At 63.5% G+C, this 23,295-nt stretch carries 22 protein-coding genes; 8 read left to right on the top strand and 14 right to left on the bottom strand.

Features of this window, described 5'->3' with window-relative positions:
* Window positions 1–14: 14 nt before the first annotated feature.
* From AC3ANQ_RS20800 to AC3ANQ_RS20810, 3 genes are all read right to left on the bottom strand, one after another.
* The gene (locus tag AC3ANQ_RS20800) at window positions 15–884 is read right to left on the bottom strand and encodes a hypothetical protein (RefSeq protein ID WP_488302785.1); all 870 of its coding nucleotides are present in this window, start codon (window positions 882–884) and stop codon (window positions 15–17) included.
* Window positions 881–1,435, bottom strand: coding sequence for an RNA polymerase sigma factor (locus AC3ANQ_RS20805; protein ID WP_488302786.1), 555 nt, complete (start codon window positions 1,433–1,435; stop codon window positions 881–883). The genes AC3ANQ_RS20800 and AC3ANQ_RS20805 overlap by 4 nt, the downstream gene beginning before the upstream one ends.
* Before the next feature lie 389 nt (window positions 1,436–1,824).
* Window positions 1,825–3,114: an adenylosuccinate synthase gene (locus AC3ANQ_RS20810; RefSeq protein ID WP_488302787.1), complete on the bottom strand. Its 1,290-nt coding sequence runs from the start codon at window positions 3,112–3,114 to the stop codon at window positions 1,825–1,827.
* A gap of 485 nt (window positions 3,115–3,599) precedes the next feature.
* On the opposite strand from AC3ANQ_RS20810, the gene AC3ANQ_RS20815 reads away from it, so the two are divergent.
* Both AC3ANQ_RS20815 and AC3ANQ_RS20820 read left to right on the top strand, forming a co-directional pair.
* Window positions 3,600–5,252, top strand: a complete 1,653-nt coding sequence (locus AC3ANQ_RS20815; RefSeq protein ID WP_488302788.1) for a phospholipase C — start codon at window positions 3,600–3,602, stop codon at window positions 5,250–5,252.
* A 208-nt stretch (window positions 5,253–5,460) separates the two neighbouring features.
* Window positions 5,461–6,093 carry a uracil-DNA glycosylase family protein gene (locus tag AC3ANQ_RS20820; RefSeq protein ID WP_488302789.1) on the top strand — a complete coding sequence of 211 codons (633 nt, stop codon included), beginning with the start codon at window positions 5,461–5,463 and terminating at the stop codon, window positions 6,091–6,093.
* A 204-nt stretch (window positions 6,094–6,297) separates the two neighbouring features.
* Here the strand turns inward: AC3ANQ_RS20820 and AC3ANQ_RS20825 are convergent, their stop codons facing one another.
* From AC3ANQ_RS20825 to AC3ANQ_RS20835, 3 genes are read right to left on the bottom strand one after another with little or no spacing between them, the layout of a single operon-like run.
* A complete protein-coding gene (locus AC3ANQ_RS20825; protein ID WP_059388503.1) occupies window positions 6,298–6,717 on the bottom strand; it encodes a DUF3151 domain-containing protein in 420 nt (139 codons plus the stop codon).
* A complete protein-coding gene (gene fbaA, locus AC3ANQ_RS20830) occupies window positions 6,717–7,928 on the bottom strand; it encodes a class II fructose-bisphosphate aldolase (RefSeq protein ID WP_488305387.1) in 1,212 nt (403 codons plus the stop codon). The genes AC3ANQ_RS20825 and fbaA overlap by 1 nt, the downstream gene beginning before the upstream one ends.
* On the bottom strand, window positions 7,889–8,566 hold the full coding sequence (locus AC3ANQ_RS20835) for a TrmH family RNA methyltransferase (protein WP_488302790.1): 678 nt from the start codon (window positions 8,564–8,566) through the stop codon (window positions 7,889–7,891). The genes fbaA and AC3ANQ_RS20835 overlap by 40 nt, the downstream gene beginning before the upstream one ends.
* Before the next feature lie 106 nt (window positions 8,567–8,672).
* On the opposite strand from AC3ANQ_RS20835, the gene AC3ANQ_RS20840 reads away from it, so the two are divergent.
* Window positions 8,673–9,503 carry an HAD-IIA family hydrolase gene (locus tag AC3ANQ_RS20840; RefSeq protein ID WP_488302791.1) on the top strand — a complete coding sequence of 277 codons (831 nt, stop codon included), beginning with the start codon at window positions 8,673–8,675 and terminating at the stop codon, window positions 9,501–9,503.
* Window positions 9,504–9,512: 9 nt separating this feature from the next.
* Complete coding sequence (locus tag AC3ANQ_RS20845) at window positions 9,513–10,190, top strand: tyrosine-protein phosphatase (protein WP_488302792.1); 678 nt, start codon at window positions 9,513–9,515, stop codon at window positions 10,188–10,190.
* A 10-nt stretch (window positions 10,191–10,200) separates the two neighbouring features.
* Here the strand turns inward: AC3ANQ_RS20845 and AC3ANQ_RS20850 are convergent, their stop codons facing one another.
* Entirely contained in the window at window positions 10,201–11,250 is a 1,050-nt protein-coding gene (locus AC3ANQ_RS20850; protein ID WP_488302793.1) for a thioesterase domain-containing protein, read from the bottom strand.
* 59 nt (window positions 11,251–11,309) lie between these two features.
* Window positions 11,310–11,882, bottom strand: coding sequence for an orotate phosphoribosyltransferase (gene pyrE / locus AC3ANQ_RS20855; protein ID WP_268023778.1), 573 nt, complete (start codon window positions 11,880–11,882; stop codon window positions 11,310–11,312).
* 306 nt (window positions 11,883–12,188) lie between these two features.
* On the opposite strand from pyrE, the gene AC3ANQ_RS20860 reads away from it, so the two are divergent.
* Window positions 12,189–12,830, top strand: coding sequence for an NADPH-dependent F420 reductase (locus AC3ANQ_RS20860; RefSeq protein ID WP_488302794.1), 642 nt, complete (start codon window positions 12,189–12,191; stop codon window positions 12,828–12,830).
* Between the two features lie 82 nt (window positions 12,831–12,912).
* Here AC3ANQ_RS20860 and AC3ANQ_RS20865 read toward each other — a convergent pair whose 3' ends face one another.
* The 6 genes from AC3ANQ_RS20865 to AC3ANQ_RS20890 form a co-directional block, all read right to left on the bottom strand.
* The gene (locus tag AC3ANQ_RS20865) at window positions 12,913–13,824 is read right to left on the bottom strand and encodes a sugar phosphate isomerase/epimerase family protein (protein WP_488302795.1); all 912 of its coding nucleotides are present in this window, start codon (window positions 13,822–13,824) and stop codon (window positions 12,913–12,915) included.
* Window positions 13,821–15,056, bottom strand: coding sequence for a Gfo/Idh/MocA family protein (locus AC3ANQ_RS20870; protein WP_488302796.1), 1,236 nt, complete (start codon window positions 15,054–15,056; stop codon window positions 13,821–13,823). The genes AC3ANQ_RS20865 and AC3ANQ_RS20870 overlap by 4 nt, the downstream gene beginning before the upstream one ends.
* Window positions 15,053–15,898: a sugar phosphate isomerase/epimerase family protein gene (locus tag AC3ANQ_RS20875; protein ID WP_488302797.1), complete on the bottom strand. Its 846-nt coding sequence runs from the start codon at window positions 15,896–15,898 to the stop codon at window positions 15,053–15,055. Before AC3ANQ_RS20875 ends, AC3ANQ_RS20870 begins: the two co-directional genes overlap by 4 nt.
* A gap of 2 nt (window positions 15,899–15,900) precedes the next feature.
* Window positions 15,901–16,734, bottom strand: coding sequence for a carbohydrate ABC transporter permease (locus AC3ANQ_RS20880; protein WP_488305388.1), 834 nt, complete (start codon window positions 16,732–16,734; stop codon window positions 15,901–15,903).
* A gap of 83 nt (window positions 16,735–16,817) precedes the next feature.
* A complete protein-coding gene (locus AC3ANQ_RS20885; RefSeq protein WP_488302798.1) occupies window positions 16,818–17,813 on the bottom strand; it encodes a carbohydrate ABC transporter permease in 996 nt (331 codons plus the stop codon).
* A 12-nt stretch (window positions 17,814–17,825) separates the two neighbouring features.
* Window positions 17,826–19,181, bottom strand: a complete 1,356-nt coding sequence (locus AC3ANQ_RS20890) for an ABC transporter substrate-binding protein (RefSeq protein WP_488302799.1) — start codon at window positions 19,179–19,181, stop codon at window positions 17,826–17,828.
* A gap of 185 nt (window positions 19,182–19,366) precedes the next feature.
* On the opposite strand from AC3ANQ_RS20890, the gene AC3ANQ_RS20895 reads away from it, so the two are divergent.
* The 3 genes from AC3ANQ_RS20895 to AC3ANQ_RS20905 all read left to right on the top strand — a co-directional run bounded on the left by AC3ANQ_RS20895 (window position 19,367) and on the right by AC3ANQ_RS20905 (window position 23,289).
* Window positions 19,367–20,389 (top strand): LacI family DNA-binding transcriptional regulator, encoded by a 1,023-nt coding sequence (locus AC3ANQ_RS20895; protein ID WP_488302800.1) that lies wholly within the window; start codon window positions 19,367–19,369, stop codon window positions 20,387–20,389.
* A gap of 73 nt (window positions 20,390–20,462) precedes the next feature.
* Complete coding sequence (gene nadE / locus AC3ANQ_RS20900) at window positions 20,463–21,284, top strand: NAD(+) synthase (protein ID WP_488302801.1); 822 nt, start codon at window positions 20,463–20,465, stop codon at window positions 21,282–21,284.
* Window positions 21,285–21,558: 274 nt separating this feature from the next.
* The gene (locus AC3ANQ_RS20905; RefSeq protein WP_488302802.1) at window positions 21,559–23,289 is read left to right on the top strand and encodes an AMP-binding protein; all 1,731 of its coding nucleotides are present in this window, start codon (window positions 21,559–21,561) and stop codon (window positions 23,287–23,289) included.
* Window positions 23,290–23,295 lie beyond the last annotated feature (6 nt).

Consider the following 23,295-nt stretch of genomic DNA (forward strand, 5'->3'; position numbering starts at 1 on the left):
GCTGTGCGGCCGAGCTAGCGGGCTAGTCCGAAGAGCCAGCGCAAGGACGCCCCTTGGGACTTCCTGGTGAGATCTGCCTTGCTGTCCTGCAGGAACTGCTGCAGTCCAGCCCGGAAATCCTTGTTTCCCCACTTCAGCAACGTGTCCGCCGTCTGCTTGAATACGCCTTGGGAATCCGTCTTGGGCTCCGTGTGCACCGTCTTCGGCACTTCGGGCCGTCCGGCTCCTTGCTCCGGTGAATCCTTCGCTTCGGTGGGCTCCACGTCTGACGGCGCCACTGCGTCCGGGGAAGGCTCAACCACATGCGGTACGGCGGCGTCTGGGGCATGTGGGATGGCGGGTTCCGGCGCCACGGCAGGAGCAGGCAGATCAACAGGTGCCGGGTGCGTGGTGACCTTCGGGGAATCGCCGGCGGGGGCCGGGGGCACCAACGATGGCGGAGCGGTGGTCCAGCCCGGCGCCCAGCCGGAGATGAGCGACTGCATGAAATCAGGAGCTCCTTTGCTAAATCCGGAACTCGAGGCTGCCACGCCCCCGATGCCCAAGCCCATAGCGGTCAGGACGGCGGCACCAATGACCGCAGGCCGGTGTTTGCGCCGACGACGCTTGCCCAGTTCGTCAACGGGAAGTTCGTTCATGGGGTCACCAGCGGCAGTCCCGATTCCAGGGGCCATGCCAACTTCGGCGACGGGGCCAACTGCGGCAGCAGTACCAGCCAGCATCGCGGCAAGAGCCGGGCCGGGGACCGGCGCAGCCATGGAGGCGAAGGACTTCATTGTTTTCAAAGAATCCGCGAGCGCGGGAGCATCCGTCAGACCAGCCTCGAGCATGAGCTCGCGGATGATCGCGTCACGGTCAATGTCCTTGCAATCCCAACGCATCATGGGGCCACGTATTCCTTTACTACCGAGTGCTCGCGGAGTGCATTCAATGCCCGGCGCTGCAGTTGCTTGACTGCGCCTTGGCTTTTCCCCATGATTTCGGCTGCCTGATCCACCGTCAGGCCGGCAACGATCCGAAGCGTCAGGACTTCCCGCTGATCTTCCCGAAGGACATCCAACAGCGCCATGACTTCGCCCGGCGCCACACGCTCCATCGCTTCGGCTTCCGCCGAACTCGACTGGCGCGTATCACGCTCAGGTTCAAACTCGTGGTGCTCCGGCGCCCTGCTTTGCCGGCGGTGGTCATCCACCATCCGGGCATGGGCTACCGAAAACACAAAGGTCCGCAGGCCACTGATGCCACCGGTAATGGCCTCAACCCGTGGCAGGACGGCAAGAAAGACGTCCTGTGTGACAGCTTCCGGATCCGAGACGCCTTTTGCTGTCAGGTAGCCGAGCACCTGGCCCGCGAAGGCTTGGTAGACGGCACTGAACAGTTCAGCCCCGCGGCCCCGGAAGGCGCGCAAGGCTGCATCGGTCAAAGCGTCGGTCACAGAAAAGTGGCTTTCGTTGGGGAACAAATGTCCGGATTTAAGCGAGATCCTCGTTGCCGCCGAAACGCAGCACGGCCGGACAACCTCACCTAGCTTAACCGTTGCTCCCACGATGCCAAGGACCATCTTTCAGTTCCGGAGGCTCGCCTCTCCCGGTCTGTGCACGTCCACGAGACCCTTCAGACATGAAAAGGGCCGAGCTGAAACCTGATGGGGGACAAATTTCAGCTCGGCCTTTCAAAGGGGTAATCGTCGGGGCACCCCAAAGGGTTACGCGGATTCCGAAAGTTCTTCTTGAGGGTGTTTTCCGGGCTTCCAGGCGCCAAAAGGACGACGGCGACCCGCCCCGGAAAGGGCGGCCCGCCGTCGTCGTCATTCAGCTTTGGTGACTAGTCCTCGATGAGGTCGTGCACCACGATCGTCTGGTCGCGGTCCGGACCGACGCCGATCGCGGAGAACCGCGTGCCAGAGAGCTTCTCAAGGGCCAACACGTAGTTGCGGGCGTTCTCGGGGAGGTCTTCCAGGGTCTTGGCGGCGGTGATGTCCTCGGTCCAGCCATCGAAGTACTCGAAGATCGGGACTGCATGGTGGAACTCGGTCTGGGTCATGGGCATTTCGTCGTGGCGGACGCCGTCGACGTCGTAGGCCACGCAGACGGGGATCTGCTCGATGCCGGTCAGCACGTCCAGCTTGGTGACGAAGTAGTCCGTGAAGCCGTTGACGCGGGATGCGTGGCGGGCCAGGACGGCGTCGTACCATCCGCAGCGGCGCGGACGGCCGGTGTTCACGCCGAACTCGCCACCGGTCTTCTGCAGGTACATGCCCATCTCGTCAAAGAGCTCAGTGGGGAACGGACCGGCGCCAACACGGGTGGTGTAGGCCTTGATGATGCCGATGGAGCGCGATATCCGGGTGGGTCCGATGCCCGAGCCGACGGACGCGCCGCCGGCAGTCGGGTTGGAGGAGGTCACGAACGGGTAGGTGCCGTGGTCGACGTCCAGGAACGTGGCCTGGCCGCCTTCCATGAGGACCACCTTCCCCTCGTCCAGGGCATTGTTGAGGACCAGGGTGCTGTCAATGACCAGCGGCCGCAGGCGTTCGGCGTAGGACAGGAAGTACTCCACGATCTCGTCCACAACCACGTTACGGCGGTTATAGACCTTGACCAGGAGCTCGTTCTTCTGGCGCAGCGAGCCCTCCACCTTCTGGCGGAGGATCGATTCGTCGAAGACGTCCTGGACACGAATACCCAGGCGGGCAACCTTGTCCATGTAGGCCGGGCCAATGCCTCGACCGGTGGTGCCGATGGCGCGGCTGCCAAGGAAGCGCTCGGTGACCTTGTCCAACACCTGGTGGTACGGCGCCACGAGGTGGGCATTGGCTGAGACGCGCAAACGGGAAGTGTCCGCGCCACGGGCTTCCAGTCCGTCGATCTCCTGGAACAACGCCTCGAGGTTCACCACACAGCCGTTGCCGATGATCGGAATCGCGTTGGGGCTCAGAATGCCGGCAGGAAGGAGCTTGAGCTCATACTTCTCACCGCCGACCACCACGGTGTGCCCGGCGTTGTTGCCGCCGTTGGGCTTAACCACGTAGTCAACGCGGCCACCGAGCAGGTCGGTTGCTTTGCCTTTGCCTTCGTCGCCCCACTGGGCTCCGACGATCACGATAGCGGGCATGGGATCCTCCCCCATTCTTTCGGGCCGGTCCTGGCGGGATCACCAAGGCTCAGCGCCGTACATGAGAACGCCCCGAATCTTTTCGGTCCTGCCCGCAGACTTTCGCAAAAGTTCACCGGCGGGATCAGCAAGAGTTCCGGGGCTCTTACCAGCCAAGTTTAGCCGATACGCCCCGCGGTCTTGGTGTCACACGTCCGGAGAGCGAGATGCAAACAGGGACGGGCTCCTTCGAAGTTCCCTGTGAGCAGAATGTGAACTCTTTCCAAACAGTCCGCATTGAACTTCCAAATCGGCCGTCGGGCCTCAGCCGACCGGCTACATTTTTTGTGAATCCTTACCCCCAATACACCCAACTGACTCGCATTTGTTGTCGTTATAAGCCGTCTAAACGACAACAAATGCGAGCCAGTTTGCCGGGCGTTGGCCGTGAATCTGAAGGGAAATCAATGAATTTTCGCAACAGGCGTCTCCTATCAACGGCGGGAGTGAGCGCACTCGCAGCATCCACGATCGCTGCCGGCATGATCGGGTTCGGCATGACGCCGGCCTCGGCCAGCGACGACCACAATGGAACCGCGACCCCCATCAAGCACGTTGTGGTGATTTTCGGCGAGAACGTCTCGTTCGACCATTACTTCGCGACGTACCCGCAGGCAGCAAACACGGCTGGCGAAACCCAGCAAGGCAGTGGCGCAGCCGTTCCGACGTTCACGGGGGCCAACAGCACCCCGAAGAACATCGCCACTCTCGCCCACGACAAGCTGCAGGCTCCCAACAACCCCAACTCGGTCCAGCCCGAGCGGCTGACGCCTGCCCAGGCAATCACGTGCGACCAGGACCACGAATACACCGCGGAGCAGAAGGCCTACAACGCAGGCCTGATGAACAAGTTCGTCGAGAACACCAGCATGGACACCTGCTCGGGTGGCCAGTTCGGCCGGCCTGGACTCACCATGGACTACTACGACGGCAACACGGTCACCGGGATCTGGAACTACGCCCAGAACTTCGCCATGAGCGACTCCCACTTCAGCACCGTCTTCGGCCCGTCCACCCCCGGCGCACTCAACCTGGTGTCCGGCCAGACCCACGGCGTCACGGAGTTCACTGCAGCCGGCCAGCCAGTCAAGCCCGCAAGCAGCGACTACACGGTCAAGTTCCCTGATGCCATCGGCGTAGGCACCATGACGGAAGACCCGGATCCGGTCTACGACGACTGCTCCAACAAGAGCCATGCGAGCAAGAACAACCTCGCCGCCATGCAGGGCAAAAACATCGGCGACCTGCTCAATGACAAGGGAGTCAGCTGGGGCTGGTTCCAGGGCGGTTTTGCTCCCACGATGGCGGCAACGGACACTACCCCGGCAGCTTGCATGACCACCCACACCAACATTGCAGGCGCCAAGGTGACGGACTACAACCCGCATCACCAGCCGTTCCAGTACTACAAGTCAACGTCCAATCCGCACCACCTTGCCCCCGCCAGCGTGGACGAGATCGGCCGCAACGGACGGGCGAACCACCAGTACGACACCACGGACTTCGCCAAGGTAGTCAATTCCGACAACATGCCCGCCGTGTCCTTCCTGAAGGCGGGAAACTACCAGGACGGCCACGCCGGCTACTCCGATCCCCTGGACGAGCAGAAGTTCATCACGCAGCAGGTCAACGCCATCCAGAACTCAAAGAACTGGGAAAACACCGCCGTCATCCTTGCCTACGATGACTCGGACGGTTGGTATGACCACGTTGCCGCCGCTGTAAAGAACTCCTCGAACACCGCTGACGACGCCGCGTGGTGCCTCAACGCGTACAACAAGGGTGTGCCCATGGCCGGAGGCTATGCCGACCGTTGCGGCCCAGGCCCCCGCCAGCCGCTCGTGGTGGTCTCTCCCTTCGCAAAGAAGAACTTCGTGGACCACACCCAGACGGACCAGGCTTCCATCCTTCGCTTCATCGAGGACAACTGGCACACGGGCCAGATCGGCGACTCGTCGGCAGACGCCAAAGCCGGATCCATCAATGCGATGTTCAACTTTGACAATGGGCGGGACATCAAGCTCATCCTGAACGAATCGAACGGTACGGTGGTTTCCCGCACGAAGGAAAACGACGACCAGAACGACAACAAGCAGTAGCAGCCGCTTCGGAAAAGGCGCCGTCTCGAGCCATCGAGACGGCGCCTTTTCAGTTAACGCACCTACGAAGTCCCGATTCACCCCACAGGTCGCCGCCGTTCCGGTATAGTTAACCAGCCCCCAACACAGCACCCAACCCGACCGGTCGCGGCCAACCGCTCCTGGCCGGACAAGTGCGCCTAGCTACCTGTAGGAGACCAAAGCCCATATGCAAGACCTGGCGACTGATTCACTCGAAGAGCAACTCTGGAACCGACGTTTCGAACCCCACATCGCCGAGGTCACGGGGCTTTGCGATTCCCTCAAAGAACAGAAGCCGGGCAGCGAAGTCCTCTACGTAGACCCCGTCCACAGCGTTGACGAGTGCCGCATCATCAGCCTTTTCTCCAACAGCCGCACCACGGAGGGCTCGGGCTTCATTGTCCCGGGTGACGAGGACGCCGCCACCCGCCTGCTGGGCATGCAGTGGCAGCTGGGCTTGCGTCCGGAACTCATGATGCCGTGGAACGTGTATCCCTGGATCGAACCGGATGGAGAGCCGGGCAGGCTGACTCCCGCCAACATCACCGAAGGCCTCAAGCCGCTCCTGCGCTTGTTGGCGATCGTGCCGCGCACCTCTGTACTGGTAGCCCACGGCAATGAAGCCCACCGTTTGGCAGACCAGCTCGTGAAGGCCGCCCCGCAGAGCATCCACCGCCGCGGTTTCAAGACGTTCAAGGTCCGCTCACTTGGCGGGCGTTCCTTTGCCGGCTCCCCCATCCGCCAGCAGGAGTACCTGGACGTCATCCACGGCGCCTACGCCGAGGCCATGGCCCGGACAGGCCTGACCCCCGTCGGCTAGGACCCTCCAGCAATCCCAACTGATCCCCACCGCCGCCCTCGCCTCGCAAGCTCGGCCAGGGAACCCTGGCGGCGTGGGCCCACGCAGTTAACGTCGTTTAGACGCCTCATAACGACATTAAGTGCGAGTCAGTTGGGCGGGGAAAGCGCGACGGCGGCCGCCCACCTGAGTGAGCGGCCGCCGTCGTCGTCTTCTTAGCTGTTTTTAGCCTTCGATCGCTGCCTTCGCGGCGGGATCGGAGTCATTCAGGAACTTCTCGATCCGCTCCGGCTCCTCCGCTTCGCCAATGGCTGCGGAAGCCCGGCCGAGCGAGTACAGAGCGCGCAGGAATCCCCTGTTGGGCTCGTGCTCCCACGGGATGGGGCCGACGCCGCGCCAACCGTTACGGCGCAGCGAATCGAGTCCACGGTGGTACCCCACACGGGAATACGCGTAGGAATCGATAGTCCGGCCGTCAGCCCAGGCTTCCTCGGCCAGGATCGCCCACAGCAACGAAGATGTGGGGTACTTCGCTACGAGGTCCAGGGCTTCCTGCCCCAAGGCAAGGTGCTGGTACACCTCGGTCTCGGCAGGCAGGAGCGTCGGCTCTGGGCCCATCAGGTTCTTGCGGAATTCGTCGGACATTAGAAGGTCTTGCCTACCGAACCGAGCTGCTTTGCGGCTTCCACGATGCGGGCAGCCATGCCGGCCTCGGCGGAGGCTCCCCAGACGCGGGGGTCGTACGTCTTCTTGTTGCCCATTTCGCCGTCGACCTTCAGGACGCCGTCGTAGTTCGAGAACATGTGCCCGGCAACCGGGCGGGTGAACGCGTACTGGGTGTCGGTGTCGATGTTCATCTTGATGACACCGTAGGAAACGGCGTCGGCGATTTCCTGCTCGGTGGAGCCGGAGCCGCCGTGGAAGACGAGGTCGAACGGGTTGGTCTTGCCGATCTTGGCGCCGACTTCGGCCTGGATCTGCTTGAGCAGTTCCGGGCGGAGCTTGACGTTGCCCGGCTTGTACACGCCGTGGACGTTGCCGAAGGTGAGGGCGGTCAGGTAGCGGCCATTCTCGCCCGTGCCGAGTGCCTCGATGGTGGCGAGGGCGTCTTCGGTGGTGGTGTAGAGCTTCTCGTTGATCTCGTTCTCGACGCCGTCTTCCTCGCCGCCGACCGTGCCGATTTCAACCTCGAGGATGATCTTGGCGGCAGCTGCGCGTTCCAGGAGTTCGCGGCCGATCCGCAGGTTGTCGGAAAGGGTCTCGTGCGAGCCATCCCACATGTGCGAGTTGAAGATGGGGTCCTTGCCGGCCTTGACGGCTTCCTCGGAAGCGGCAAGCAGCGGAAGAACGAAATCAGCCAGCTTGTCCTGTGGGCAGTGGTCCGTGTGCAGGGCGATGTTCACGTTGTAGTTCTTCGCGACCTCGCGGGCGAAAGCCGCGAAGCCCAGGGAGCCGGCAACCATGTCCTTGACAGATGCGCCGGACCAGTAGGCCGCACCACCGGTGGAAACCTGGATGATGCCGTCCGACTCGGCCTCGGCAAAGCCGCGGATGGCGGCATTCAGGGTCTGCGACGAGGTGACGTTCACTGCCGGGAACGCGAAGCCGCCGGCCTTCGCGCGGTCGATCATTTCGGAGTAAATCTCTGGGGTTGCGATGGGCATGCTGACTCCTATGCTGATTTTCGTCTGTGGGTTTCGTTGACCCTGGAGTAGACCTATACGGCTAGGCACCATCCTAGCGACTTCGAATCCGGCACCGTGTTTCCAGTCACGGAGACGGGTAACACTTGCGGACCTTTGCCGCCGGGCTCCTCTTAGGACACGCGCTGTCCGAAGTTGTGCCGCCGGATCCAGGCGTGCATCGCGATTGCCGCAGCCGACGCCGCGTTCATGGACCGCGTGGAACCGTACTGCTCAATCGACAGGGTCGCGACGGCGGCTTCGTGCACCTCCGGCGTCAGGCCGGGGCCTTCCTGCCCGAACACGAGCACGCAGTTACGCGGAAGGTCGTAGGTTTCCAGCGGCACGGAATCCGGGAAGATGTCGATCCCGATGATGGCCAGCCCCTCCCCGTGCGCCCACGCCACGAAATCCTCCACGGTGGGGTGGTGGCGGACGTGCTGGTAGCGGTCGGTGACCATTGCTCCGCGGCGGTTCCACCGGCGTCGTCCAATGATGTGGACCTCTTTGGCGAGGAACGCGTTGGCGGTGCGCACAACCGTCCCGATGTTCAGGTCGTGCTGCCAGTTCTCGATGGCGATGTGGAAATCGTGCCGGTGGGCGTCCAGATCCGCCACGATCGCCTCGTGCTTCCAGTACCGGTACTTGTCCACGACGTTGCGGCGGTCGCCGTCCGCCAGGAGGTCCGGATCCCAGTGCTCGCCCTCCGGCCAATCACCTTCCCAGGGCCCGACGCCGACCTCAGGCTTCGCTTCGGGCTCACCCTCGAGGGTGGTATGGGTAGGGGCTGGGTTCTGGGGCCGGTCAGTCACTCCTCAACCCTAGCCCGGGGCACCGTAACGCAGGACGCTCGGGTGTCTCGCAGACCGAAAGATGAAAGACTTGGGACGAGAACCAGCCAACACGCGGAGGAAAAGCATGGAGAACGCAACCGAGGCCCCGAAAAGCTCAACCATTTACCGCAACGGCCATGAGATCGAATGCTGGCTCACGGATATGGACGGTGTCCTGGTCCACGAGAACCAGGCGGTCCCAGGAGCGGCCGAACTGATCCAGCGCTGGGTGGATACCTCCAAGCGATTCCTCGTCCTCACCAACAACTCCATCTTCACGCCGCGGGACCTGGCGGCCCGGCTGAGCTCCTCCGGACTGGAAATCCCGGAGGAGAACATCTGGACATCGGCCCTGGCCACGGCGCAATTCCTGAAGGACCAGGTGCGCGGCTCGGATTCCGGCAACCGCGCCTACACCATCGGTGAGGCAGGGCTCACGACGGCGCTCCACGAGGCGGGCTTCATCCTCACCGACCAGAACCCGGACTTCGTAGTGCTCGGCGAAACCCGCACCTACTCCTTTGAGGCCATCACCATGGCCATCCGGCTGATCCTCGCCGGAGCCCGCTTCATTGCCACCAACCCGGACGCCACCGGCCCGTCGAAGGACGGCCCGATGCCCGCCACCGGCGCCATCGCGGCGCTGATCTCCAAGGCGACCGGCCGCGAGCCCTACATTGTGGGCAAGCCGAACCCCATGATGTTCCGTTCGGCCATGAACCAGATTGACGCGCATTCGGAAACCACCGCCATGATCGGTGACCGCATGGACACCGACATCATCGCGGGCATGGAAGCCGGGCTGCACACCGTCTTGGTGCTCAGCGGCATCACCCAGCGCGAGGACATCGCGGCCTTCCCGTTCCGGCCGAACCAGGTCCTGAATTCGGTAGCGGATCTCAAAAGCCAGATTTAGGCTGATGCCATGGCTGTGCTGAACCTGCGTTCCCTGGCCGGCGGCCGCATCCTCAGGGGCAGCCAGCCGTTCGGCATGGATACCGCCGCGACAGCCGCCTTCTTTGAGCTGCACGGCATCCAGACGGTCATGGATCTGCGCAGCGGGTACGAACGCGCCATCGTGCCGTGGCAACTGGCCAACGGCGCGGTGGAGCTCGTGGAGAACCCCCTCGACCCGCGTGTCGCCTCGGCCGGGCTCCAAACGATCCACACAGCCGAAGACCTTGGGGAGCTCTACCTGGGCTGGGTTCGCACCCGCCCCGATTGGGCGGCGGAATCCCTGCGTCCCGCCGCCCAAGGCAGGCGGACGCTCATCCACTGCTCGCTCGGCAAGGACCGCACCGGCGTCGTATCAGCCTTGGCGCTCCTCGCCACGGGCGCTGACCGCGCCGCTGTCGTGGCGGACTACGCTGCCAGCACTGCGGCGCTGCCCCTGATGCTGGAGACCATGGCGGCGGCGTGGCGGCTGGCCGTCCCCGAGGTACCGGAGGAGGCGTTCAGTCCCTCGCTCATGCTGCTGCAATCCCCCGAGGCTGCCATGGAATACTTCTTGGACCGGTTCGCCCGCGAGTTCGGCGATGCGGCGGACTACCTGCACGACGCCGGCCTCAGCGGTGCAGAGTTGGACGGACTGCGGCGCGGGTAGCCAAGGCGGGTCAGCTGATGACCACCCGCGAGCCTCCCCTGGGCAAGGGGAAAAGCTCGTTCTGCAAATCCTCGATGATCGGATTGTAGACAAAAGGGTTCCACTGGGGACTCGCGTGGGCGGGCCGTGCGCCGTCGGTCCTGCGTCCCGCGGAAGCCATGTTGAGGGGGAACGTCTTGGCCCACCCTGCCCGGGCAGTCTCGTAGTTCACCGTGTCATCGCGGGGATTTCCGATGAAAGCCATGCGTGTATCCCCCAGCCTGTCCGTAAACCGGGTGCCATCGAAGTGGTAGATGTAGTCCGATTCGCTCTGGATCAGGACACTCGACGGAGCGATCGGTGACAGCTGCTCGACGGTCTGGTCCCAGATCTGCCCCCACGTGCGTTCATGTTTGTTCACCACGCGCTCGCCCAGTTCGTAACCGCCGCGAATGACCGACGGGACCTGGAAGCCACTCTCGTACAAGAACACCACGCCGTCGAACCAGCTTTGGTCAAGGATGTCGTACTTGCTGAACGGCGAGGAATCCAACAGGATCAGCTTGACGCCGACGCCGTTCCGTTCACGCAGGAGCGCGGCCACTTCAGTGGCCAGCATCCCGCCGAAGCTGTGGCCGTAGAAGTAGAGCGTGTTCAGCTTCCGCTCATTGATGTAGCCGACGACGGCGTCCGCCACCTCAGCGACGTCCAACCCCAGATTGGAGTACCCGACGGCGGCCAGCTGGCCTCTCTGCCGCAGCGAACCACGTACGGAATTGAGGATCCATTGCGCTTCTTCCCAGCTGGTCTTGTAGCCGGGAAAGAGAATCCAACTCGAGTTGGGGTAAGAGGACTCCGCGAAGTCATCTCCGACGGGGAGGATCTTGGTGGTGCGGCGCTCAGCCTGGACTTGGCGGGTAAACAGCATGTCCGCCGCGAGAGCCGTGGAAGCGCCAGCGCCGATCAAGAAGGTCCTACGGGAAAAACTCTTCAGCTCGGCGGCGTGGCGAAGAACCTGGGCTGGGGAGCCCGGGTCCTGCCAGCGCTGCTTACGAGGGAATTTCCCCGCCTGAAAGTCCACCCAGCCAGCTTAGGCGCTTGGGCTGACGGTCACACGGTCCCCCGCAGTCCCGCCCGAGGTTAGTCGAGGCCGAGCTCGTCTTTGCCGAAGGCGAAGAGGTAGGGGACGCCGGTTTCGGCTTCGATCTTTTCCTTGGCACCAGTGTTGCGGTCCACGATCACGGCCACGGCCACCACGTTGCCACCGGCTTTACGGACGCCTTCGACGGCGGTCAGGGCCGAGCCGCCGGTGGTGGACGTGTCCTCGAGAACCACGACGTTGCGGCCTTCGACCGAGGGGCCTTCCACCTGCCGGCCCATGCCGTAGGACTTCTGCGCCTTGCGTACCACGAATGCGTCAACGGCACGGCCAGCATCGGCAGCTGCGTGCATGACGGCGGTGCCGACCGGGTCTGCCCCCATCGTCAGGCCACCGGCGCACTCAACGGCAATTCCGGCGTCGTCGATCATGGACAACATGACCTGGCCAACCAGCTTCGAGGCCTCGTGGTGCAAGGTGATGCGCCGCAGGTCGATGTAGTAGTCCGCCTCGGCGCCGCTGGATAGGATCACCTTGCCGCGGACGACCGCCAGTTCTTTGATCAATTCAAGGAGGCGGGCACGGGCAGCGGCAGTGTCAACGGCGGGAGTCATGGTCCCTATTCTACGTAAAGCCGTTCAGGGCCGGGGAAAGGGCACATCGTGCCCTGCGATGCCCGTCGTGCCCTGCGATGCCCGTCGTGCCCTGCGATGCCCGTCGTGCCCCACGATGCGCGTCGTGCCCCACGATGCGCGTCGTGCCCTGCGCCACCGCGATTGCCTGGCGACGCCGGAATTCGGGTGTCGTGATCCTTTTAGGGTGACGCGAAGTAAATCCCGCGGCGCCAGCACGCTGCTTGGGTCAGCGTCACCCGCCGTAACCTTCGAAATATCCTGGCCGGGGGCGGTGTTGGCGCAAATATGACAACAATCGGAATCATCGGTGCAGGACACATTGGCAGCCAGATCGCCCGCAAAGCGGTTGAGCTTGGGTATGACGTAGTGATCAGCAACTCGCGGGGGCCGGAGACCCTCGCGGAACAGGTGGCAGAGCTCGGCACACATGCCCGGGCCGCAACACCGGCCGAGGCAGCAGCGGCGGGCGATTTCGCCGTCGTCACCGTGCCCCTCAGAAGCTACCAGGACATTCCCGTGGAGCCCCTCGCGGGCAAGATTGTGATCGACACGAACAATTACTACTGGGAGCGGGACGGCCGCATCCCGGAGCTGGACAAGGGCGAGGCCACCACGTCTGGGCTGCTGCAAAAGCACCTGCCCACGTCCAAGGTGGCCAAGGGCTTCAACCACATCATGGCGAAGGAGATCACCACAGACGGTACCCCGGCGGGCACCGAAAACCGACGCGCGCTGTCCACCGCGAGCGACTACCCCGAGGCCGCCGAACTCGTGGCGAATCTCTACGACGAGTTCGGCTTCGACACCGTGAATATCGGACCGCTTGATGAGAGCTGGCGCGCGGAGCGTGACCGCCCGGCCTACGTGATTCGGCAGAATGCGGCCGAGCTCAAGGACAACCTGGCCAAGGCAACGCGCACCATCTGAGGCACCTCCAAACAACACAGCAGCCGCTTGCCTTCGGAAGGCAAGCGGCTGCTGTGGTTCTGCTTCGGAGAGAGCGAATCCGTCAGGGTGCCGGAGCGGGATCGACGACGGCGAACCCAGCCAACGCGGCTGCCTTCCGGACATACGCCAAGTTCGACGCCGTCCGTTCCTCCAAAGGAAGCTCGGTGGAAAAGTCCTCCAGGGTGACCCAGGAGTCGTAGCCAACCTCTGCGAGTGCCCGGAAGTAGCCGAGGACGCTCCCCTGCCCCTCGGCCAAGGGAGCCCATTCGTTGACCCACACAGCCGCGCCGGATTCGTCCTTCGAGTCGGTACGGACCCAGCGGGCGTTCTTCACATGGACATGTGCCAAGTAAGGACCCAGGAGCTGGAGTGCGGGCAGCGGTGATTCCCAGCCCTCGATCAGCAAGTTGCCAAGGTCATGGATGACGCCAACATGCTGCGGATCCAAGCCTTCCAGCAATCGCCGTGCCGAAGAGGCCGAGGCCGTCACCGTTCCATGGTGCAGTTCCACAAGGGCCTTGACGCCGTGGTGTGCAGCGCGGCCGGCGACCCACTCGTAGTGTTCGCGGGTGGCTTGGAAGAGCTCCGGGTAGGACAGGCCGGTGGGTTCCCGGCCACCCATGTTGGAGTTGCCCAGCGGCAACACGTTCACGCGGACTTGCCTGGCACCCAAGGCAGCAGTGGCAGCGAGGACACGATCGACGTCGTCGTGGTTATCGCAGCGGGCGTAGCCGCCGAGACCGGAGAATTCGAGCCCCGACGCCGCGGTGAGCCGGGCAATCTCAGGGATCGAGTCCTCCAAACCCGTCATGGGCCAAGTGGCGCGGTTCCCCGCCCAGAAGCCTGGCTCCGCAGCCTCCGTCTGATCGGTGACCCGCCATTCGATGCCGTCCCATCCCTGGGCAGCAAGCTTTGTGGCGGCTTCCTGCGGGGACCATTCGGGCGTGGAGGCGGTGAACACGGAAAACTTCATGCCGAAACCCCCTGCCGGTGGTCAGCGCCGGCGTTGCCGGTGTGGACCTCCACGTTGTTGTACTTTCCAGCAATGACATCGGCGATGAGCACGGGCTGGCCCAGGGTGGCAGAGACATACAGGGCACGCACCGTGGCCAATGCTGTCACGGCGTCCTGGACGGTAACCCGGGCGGGGCGGCCTGCGCGGATCGCTGCAACGATGTCGCGGTACTGGCGGACATGTCCAGCCGGGTAGACGGTTGGGTCCAGTGCTTCCACTTTGTCGTCCGGGTATTTGGCGAGCTCGACGGCGGCCTGGTTGCCGCCGCCGAGGATGCCCATGGCGCTGCTTTCCGCTGGATCAGCCGCGTCGGAGGCGTGGAAGTACGCGAGATCGTCGTTGTCGATCACCGCGGAACCCTTACTTCCCATGACCTGCAGGCGAACCGTCAGGCCCGGGTATGCCGCCGTCGTGGCGTGCAGTACGGCAAGGGCGCCTGACTCAAACGTCAGGGTGGCCACAGCGGTGTCCTCTACCTCAACGCCTTCATGTGCCAGCAGCGCAGTTTTGGCGCTGATCTCGACGGGCCGGCCAAGGAACCACAAGAGCAGATCCACGGTGTGGACGCCCTGGTTCATGATGGCGCCACCGCCGTCCATGGCCCAGGTTCCGCGCCAGGCGCCGGAATCGTAATAGCCCTGGCTCCGCCACCAGCTGACCGAAGCGACGGCGGAAGTCAGCGTGCCGAAGCGTCCGGCACGGCGGGCCTCGTCCACCACCCGGCTGGCCGGATCGAAGCGGTGCTGGCTGATCACGGTGGCCACCAACCCCTTGGCCTCGGCGGCCTTGGCCGCAACCAGGATTTCGTCCGCCCGGCTCAAGTCGACGTCAAGGGGCTTTTCGATCACGACGTGTTTGCCGGCGTCGAGCGCTTCCAGCGCTTGCTGGATGTGGAGCCCGCTGGGCGTCGCAACGATGACCAAGTCCACCGGGACAGCCGCGATCGCCTCGGCCAGGGTCAGGAAAACCGCCGGTTTCGGGGCACCCTGGTCTTCGATCTTGGCGGCGAGCGCCTCGGAAGCCTCTGCAATCTCATCGACCAGTGCCGTGATGACGACCTCCGGAAACTCCTGGACCGCAGCCGCGTGCGTGCGGCCGATGACTCCGCATCCCACGATTGCGGCGTGAATTGGTGCGCCGGATGCGCCGGGCACGCCGCTGCCGCTTTGGCTCAAGTTTTCCTCTGTCACTTAGTTTCCACTCCTGCTTCGTTGAGAACTTTCGCGAACGCCCTCGCGGCGATGCCAAACGCCGTCGGGCCGGAGAAACCGCCCAATCCGTGGGCACCGGCCAAGTGCGGTTCGAGGCTGGCGAAGCCGGTGTAGCCATCAGCTTTCAGGGCCTCGACGGTGCGGAGGACATCCCCGTCGCCCTCGCCGGCCGGGACCACCGCGGCGTTCGAAAACAGCGCGTCCTTGACCTGCAGGTATTCAAGGTGCGGGCGCAGCTTGGCGTAGCCCTCGTCGAAGGGCTTGACGCCCACCTGGACGAAGTTGGCCGCATCCCAGGCGAGTTTCAGTGCCGGGGAATCCACGGATTCGATGATGTCCAGGATCCGCTCCGGGATGTCACCAAAGATGTCCTTCTCGTTTTCGTGCAACAGTACGACGCCGGACTCTTCAGCCACGTCCGCGAGGGCACGCATGCGTTCGATAACGTCATCCCGGATGCTCTCAACAGCCACGTCCTCGCCGTAGTAGAAGGAGAAGATCCGGATGTAGCGGGATCCCAGGACATGTGCGGCGTTGACAGCCCTGCGGAGCCGTTCCACCTCGTGTTCCACGGGAAGGGAAACGTCCACTTTCCCGATCGGTGAGGCGATCGCGGAAACCTTCATGTCCGCGGCATCCAGCAATGACTTCAATTCACCAAGCTGCGCGTCATTCAGATCCACGATGTTGGTGCCCCAGGCACTGCGGACTTCAATGTGGTTGGCTCCCAGTGCCTGCATCACGGCAATCTGGATCTTTGGGTCGTCGTCGATCTCGTCGCCGAAGCCCGAGAGCTCCCATTCAACAGCAGGCGTGCTCATAGCTACTTAACTCCTCCGGCGGTCAGGCCGCCCACTAGGTAACGCTGGAAAATCAGATACAGGATGACCACCGGGGCAGCACACACGAGGGAAGCCGCCATCATCTGGCCGTAGAAGGGAATCGCGCCGCCTTCTTGAGAGGCACCGAAGACCTGGAGCGCGACGGCGGCCGTCTGGCTTTCGGGCCGCGTCATGACTGAGGCGAACAGGACGTCGTTCCAGCCGAGCAGGAAGGCGAAAATACCGGAAACAACGACGCCGGGCCAGCTCAGCGGGAGGATGATCCGGACCAGCACGCCCAGGTTACTGGCGCCGTCGATCCTTGCGGCCTCTTCGAGTTCGCGCGGCAGGCCGCGCAGATAGGTGACCATCACCCAGGTGGAGAACGGCATTGCGAACGTCAGGTAGGTCACGAACAGGCCCCACTGGGTCCCGATCACCTGGATGCCAAGGTAGCTGGCGGCCGACGAGAACAGCACGAATACCGGAAGCACCATGAGCGTGCCAGGCACTGATTGAAGTGCCAGGAGCCCACGAAGGATCGTCAGGCGGCCGCGGAACTGGTAGCGGACCAGGACGTACGCGGTGGCGATCGACATCAGCGCGGAGACCACGGCGGTGGAACCGGCAACGAGCACGCTGTTGGCCAGGCCAGTGGCCAGTCCAACGCTCGTCCAGATCTTGGTGTAGTTCTCGAAGGAGAACGTGGACGGGAGGAACTCGCCGCGGGCCACGCCGATGTCCGAGTTGACGGATGCCATGAAGATGTAGGCCACCGGAATGAGCACCAGGGCACACAGCGCCGTCAGGATGATGGCAAGCATGGGTCCTGGCATGAGCCTGGTGACCTCGTGCTGGCGTTTGGAGCCTGGGCGGAAGTCTTCGCTCGAACGGCGTCCGACGGCGGTAGTTGCGGTGCTCACTTTTTGCCTCCGGGGGTTTCGGCGTCGTCGAGTTTGACGGCCCGCAGATAGACGAACAACGGGATCGCGATCAGGATCAGCGAAATGAAGGCCATGGCGGCGCTGAGCCCGAACCTGAAGCTCTGGAAGCTGGTGACGTAGGTGAGGATCGGGAGGAGCTCGACGTCGGACGGGGCGGGTACCCCGAAGAGGACGAACGGCAAGGTGAAGTTGTTGATGTGGTGCAGCATGCCGATCAGGAACGCCAAGGCGAGCGGGCCCTTCAGGTAGGGGAAGACCACATAGCGGAGCTTGTTCCACCAAAGTGCACCGTCCAGGGCCGAGGCCTCGTGGACCTCATGGTCCACGGACTGCAGTCCGGACAATGCCAGCAGGTAGACGAACGGCCACGATGCCCAGATCTGGACCAGGATCAAGGTCCAAAATGACTGCGGTCCGTTGAGCCAGAGTCCGGTGTTGATACCGACAGAATGGAGCGCCGAGTCGATGACGCTGCCCGGTTGGAACATGGTCCGCCACACCGTGGCCACCACGAAGGACGGCAGGACATAAGGGATCAGGAAGATGGAACGGATTACCGCGCGGCCCTTGAATGCGTTCTGGGTCGCGACGGCGCCGGCGATGCCCAGCGGGATAGTGACCACCATGGCGAGCAACGAGTAGCTGACGCTGAGCCAGATGGCGTGCAGCAAAGGCGATGCGGTCAGCGCTTCAACGAAGTTCTGCACTCCGATGAACGGTGCGCTGACCCACTTGCGCAGCGAATACTGGTCCAGGTCCAGCCCCGACATGAAGATGCCGAGCAGGAGCGGCAGCACGATGATGATCACCATCAGCAGGCCGCCTGGAATCAGCATCCACAAGGGGCGGTTGCGCTCGCTCAGGCCCTTGCGGCGCCGCGGCGTGTTTTCGGGCGACTGCGGGCCCGGCTTGGCAGCATGGGACGATTTGCGGTGCGATGCCTTGCCCGCAGTCAGTGAATCGGTGGACATGTCAGTTCCTACTTACTTCGAAGCCCGGTCAAGTGAGGCCTGGCCCTTGGTTTGTGCGTCCTTGAGGCGGGCCTGCAGGCTCGAATCGTCCACTGAACCCTTGGAGAGGTCGGGGATCGACTGGACAACGACATTGAGGAGAGCCAGCTGGATGTCGCCCCAGGCACCGGTGAACGGAGTGGCCTTGGACTTTGCAGCAGTGTCGGCAACCGGTTTCAGTGCCGGGTTGTCCAGCGCCTTCAGGGCCTCGGCGTTGGCCGGCAGATCTCCGAAGATCTTCTGGTAGTTCAACTGCTCGTCCTTGGACGTGATGAGGTTGACGTAAGCGAAGGCCAGGTCCTTTTGCTTCGAGTAGTCGGCAACAACCACGTTGTCACCGGACAGGATGCTGGCCGCGTTCGCGGCGTCTCCCTGCGGAGACGTCATGCCGGGTGCCGTCGTCGGCATGGTTGCGTAGGCATACTTACCCGCAACAGCGGACTTCTCGAGCGTCGGGAGGGAGCTCGACGTCGTCATCATCAAGTAGCCAGCCTTGCCTGAGGCAAAAGCGGCAACGGCGTTGCTGTTGCTCCACCCAATGGAAGCCGGGTCAACTACTTTGTCCTTGGTGAGCCAACCGAAGTAGGTGTCGTAGGCCTTCTTCACGGCCGGATCGTCAAGCTTCAGCGTCTTGCCGTCCACCAGCGGGTTGCCTGCCTGCACGGACATGGCCCAGATGAACTTCCAGGGGTCAAAGTTGTCCTTGTACCCGGTGGCCAGGCCAAACGTGCCGGTGGCCGGGTTGGTCATCTTCTTGGCTTGGACCGCGAGCTCATCCCAGCTGCTAGCGGGCTTGTCGATCCCGGCCGCGGCCAGGATGTCCTTGTTGTAGGCCATCACGAACGGCCGGCTGACAAAGGGAATGCCCGCCAGGTGCTGGGCGTCGGGGCCAGAGATGCCCAGGGCGGCCTGGTTGAACTTGTCCTTGCCACCCACCTTCTTCCAGTCGTCGTCGGACAACGTCACGAAGGCCTTGGTCGCGTACGCAGTGGGGGTGAAAGTGGTACCGAGGCTGTACACGTCGGGACCCTGCCCCGAGACGACGGACGTCTGGATGCGGGTCAGTTCATCGTTGGCGGAAGCGAACGTTTCGAACTCGACGTCGGCACCGGTCTGCGCCTTGAACTTGGCGGCAATGTCGGTGAACCACTGCTTCTGTTGAGCAGAGTACTGGGCGTTGACGCCTGTCAGGACGCTCAGCTTCTTGCCCTTGCCGTCAACAGGGCCAGCGCTGCCCCCGGAGCTACTGTTCCCGCCTCCGCAGGCGGTCAAAGCTAGGGCTGCTGTTAGGGCAACAGCGGCAAATTTGGCGGACGATGCAAACTTCATTGTTTTCCTCCCTGGAAACCCGATGGCCTCAATGGCGTGGTGCGCGTCACATCGGGTGATTTCTCCGAGTCTAGGCATGCGCAACAGGGATGACAAGCGATTGCCAAAAATTGTCATCGGTGCTGCAATTGTGGGACAAGTCACTCATTGTTGAGGGGCTGCGGCAGATGAGGAATACCCAGACCATGCCAGAACTAGAGCTCCAGTCACCGGGCAGGCAGCCCACTATCCGCGACGTCGCCGAGCTTGCAGGAGTGGCGACGTCCACCGTCTCCCGGGCCCTGACCAATCCCGGGAGAGTGAACCATGTGACGCGCGGGCGAATCGAAGAAGCTGCCGCGCAATTGAACTACATACCAAGTTCCCAGGCCCGCGGGCTGAGCTCAGGACGCACGCAGACAGTCGCCGTCCTGGTCCCGGACATCACCAACCCGTTCTACTTCGACATCATCCGCGGTACGCAGCACCAACTGAAGGCTGCAGGCTACACGCAATTGCTTGTGGACACCGAGGAATCGGCGGAGATGGAGGCAGATGCCCTGCAGAAAATGCGCCGCTCGGCCGATGGTTTCATCCTTGCCGCGTCCCGCTTGACGGACGAACAGCTAACTGAAGCAGCGGCGCAGCAGCCCCTGGTCACCATCAACCGGGCTCCCGCAATTGCACCCACCGTGGTGATCGATACGCCGTCGGCCATCATCCAGGCGCTGGAACACCTGGTCTCGCTGGGCCACTCGAGGATTTGTTTCGTCGGAGGCCCGGCCACCTCCTGGTCCAATGCCAAGCGGTGGCAGGCGTTCCAGGTTGAGACCAAGGAACGGGAATTGACCACATCCAGCGTGGGGCCGTTCGCGCCCAAGACGACGTCCGGTGCAGCTGCCGCGGACGCTGCCGTGCACACGGGAGCCACGGCGTGCATCGTCTTCAATGACCTGCTGGCCATCGGCATGCTGCAGCGGCTGCGCGAACGCGGCATCCGTGTGCCCGAGGACATGAGCATTGTGGGTTGCGACGATATCTTCGGAGCAGATTTCTGCAACCCTCCGCTGACAACCATGGCTTCCCCTATTGAACAAGCTGGGCGCGTAGCGGTCTCCATGCTCCTTTCCCGGCTGAATCCCCAGTACGGCGGCACCAGCCGGCGCTTGGCTGTCATGCCCACGCACCTCACTGTCCGGGCGTCGACGGGGGCCGCACCTGCGCATTAAATGGGCCGGAGCTTCCCAACACATTGGGTGACACAGTTGAGTGTTTCGAGCACTCATTACTAGTGTTGGGGACATGCGCACACTCCAGGCCACGATCATTGCGGAAATGGGCGTCAAGCCCCGGATCGACCCTGCCGGGGAGGTCCGCAAACGGGTCACGTTCCTGAAGGAATACCTCAAGGCCACGCACACCAAGGGCTTCGTCCTCGGCATCTCCGGCGGCCTGGATTCCTCCCTCGCGGGGCGACTTGCACAGCTGGCCGTCGAGGAACTCGAAGCCGAGGGCGTCGAGGCAAACTTCGTGGCGGTCCGGCTCCCCTACGGCGCCCAGCACGATGAAGACGACGCCCAAGCCGCGCTGGACTTCATCCAGGCCAAGACCGAATGGACGTTCAACATCTCCCGGGCAGTGGACGGCTTCGAGGACGAGTTCGAAAAGACCACGGGCGCGCGCATCTCGGACTTCCACAAGGGAAACACCAAGGCCCGGGCCCGCATGACTGCCCAGTACGCCCTCGCCGGCGAGCACAATTACCTGGTGATCGGCACGGACCACGGAGCTGAATCCGTCACCGGGTTCTTCACCAAGTTCGGCGACGGCGGCGCGGACATTCTGCCGCTCTTCGGCCTCAACAAGCGGCAGAACCGCGCACTCCTCGCGGAACTGGGCGCCCCGTCCCGCATTTGGGACAAGGTCCCCACCGCCGATCTCCTGGACGGCAAACCCGGCCGCACCGACGAGGACGAGCTCGGCATCAAGTACGACCAGATCGACGACTACCTTGAAGGCCGGGAGGTCCCTGACGAGGTGGCCGAGTCCATCGAGCGGAAGTACCTGCGCACGCGGCACAAGCGCACTGTTCCCGTCACTATTTTCGATACCTGGTGGAAGTAGCAGTCGCCTTAACCGGGGCCCCGCCGTCACGCTGAGCGACCTTTTGCAGCGCACGACGGCGGTCTGCCGCGCCGTGACGGGGGCGCCGCCGTCGTAATCCCACTAAAGTGTGCCCAGCGTGACGGGCCGCAGCCGCCCCTGCATCCAAGTTCCTGCGTCCCACGGCCTCTTCCAAACCCTTGGATGTCCTAGTATATTGCTGGTGAGGCGGATCACACGGCCAGCTTGTCCCCCGGTCCGCGCTGATCCCATCCGCAAAGGCGAAAGGCAGACAATGACAGTCACCGACGACTTCCGCGCAGCCCGCGACCGGCTCCTTGAGCTGCGGACCGACTACTCCCGGGCACACAGCGAATTCGAATGGCCCCGCTTCAGCGAGTTCAACTTCGCCCTCGACTGGTTCGACCAGATCGCGGCCAACCCAGGCACGGCCAACAAACCGGCGTTGGTCATCGTCGAACAGGACGGCAGCTCCACCCGCCGCAGCTTCGCGGAACTCTCGGCACGGTCCTCGCAGCTTGCCAACTGGCTCCGCGGCAAGGGTGTCCGCCGCGGTGACCGCATGATCATCATGCTTGGCAACCAGGTGGAGTTGTGGGAACTCATGCTCGCCGGGATCAAACTGGGCCTGGTCCTCATCCCGACCACAACTCTCATGGGCCCACGCGACATCACGGATCGCGTGGAGCGCGGCGGCGCCCGCTGGGCCGCCGTCGCGAGCGCCAACATCGCCAAATTCGCCGAAGTGCCCGGCGATTACACCCTGATCGAGGTGGGCGACGGCGGCCAGGCCGGCGGCCTGCACCCGGCCGCCTTCCAGTACGCCGAAGCCGATTCCGCCGAGACCGAGTTCGCGCCGGACGCCCCCACCGCAGCCGACGAAACGATGCTCCTCTACTTCACTTCCGGCACCACGTCGCGGGCCAAGCTGGTAGAGCACACCCACACGTCCTATCCAGTCGGCCACCTGTCCACCATGTATTGGATCGGCCTGGAACCCGGAGACGTCCACCTCAATGTGGCTTCTCCCGGTTGGGCCAAGCACGCGTGGTCCAACGTTTTCACGCCGTGGATCGCCGAGGCCTGCGTCTTCGTCTACAACTACGATCGCTTCGACGCGAAAGCCCTCATGGAACAGATGGGGCGCGAAGGCGTCACGAGTTTCTGCGCCCCGCCCACGGTGTGGCGCATGCTCATCCAAGCTGACTTGACCCTGTTGAAAACCCCGCCCACCAAGGTGGTCTCGGCGGGCGAACCGCTCAACGCCGAGGTGATTGGGCAAGTGGAGAGGGCCTGGGGCCAGACCATCCGCGACGGCTTCGGCCAGACGGAATCGACTGTTCAGGTCGCCAATACCCCCGGGCAGCCGGTCAAGACCGGCTCCATGGGGCGCCCGTTGCCCGGTTACGACGTTGTGCTTGTTGACCCGACCACCGGTGAAGAGGCCGACGACGGCGAGCTTTGCTTGCGCTTGAACCCTCGCCCCGTGGGCCTCATGAAGTCCTACTTCGGCGACCCTGACAAGACAGCCGAGGCTTTCCGCGACGGCTACTACCATACGGGCGACATGGCCAGCCGGGACGAGAACGGCGTCATCACCTACGTAGGCCGCGGGGACGATGTCTTCAAATCCTCGGACTACCGCCTATCCCCCTTCGAACTCGAAAGCGTCCTGATCGAACACCCCGCCGTGGCGGAGGCCGCCGTCGTGCCTTCTCCTGATCCGGTCAAGCTCTCGGTGCCCAAAGCGTTCGTGGTGCTCGCTGCCGGGTACGCGCCTGGGCCAGCTGTGGCTGAGGACATCCTCAAGTACTGCCGGCAGCATCTGGCGCCGTTCAAGCGCATCCGGCGGCTCGAATTCGGCGAGTTGCCCAAGACGATTTCCGGCAAGATCCGGCGTGTCGACCTACGAAGCACGGAGGTGGCCCGCCACGGCGACGGTCCGCTGCCTGCCGGCCTTGGAGTCGAGTACACCGAGGACGAGTTCCCGGGTCTGAAAGAATAGGCAGCC

This window comes from Arthrobacter sp. DMZ02-1R (genome assembly GCF_057747935.1).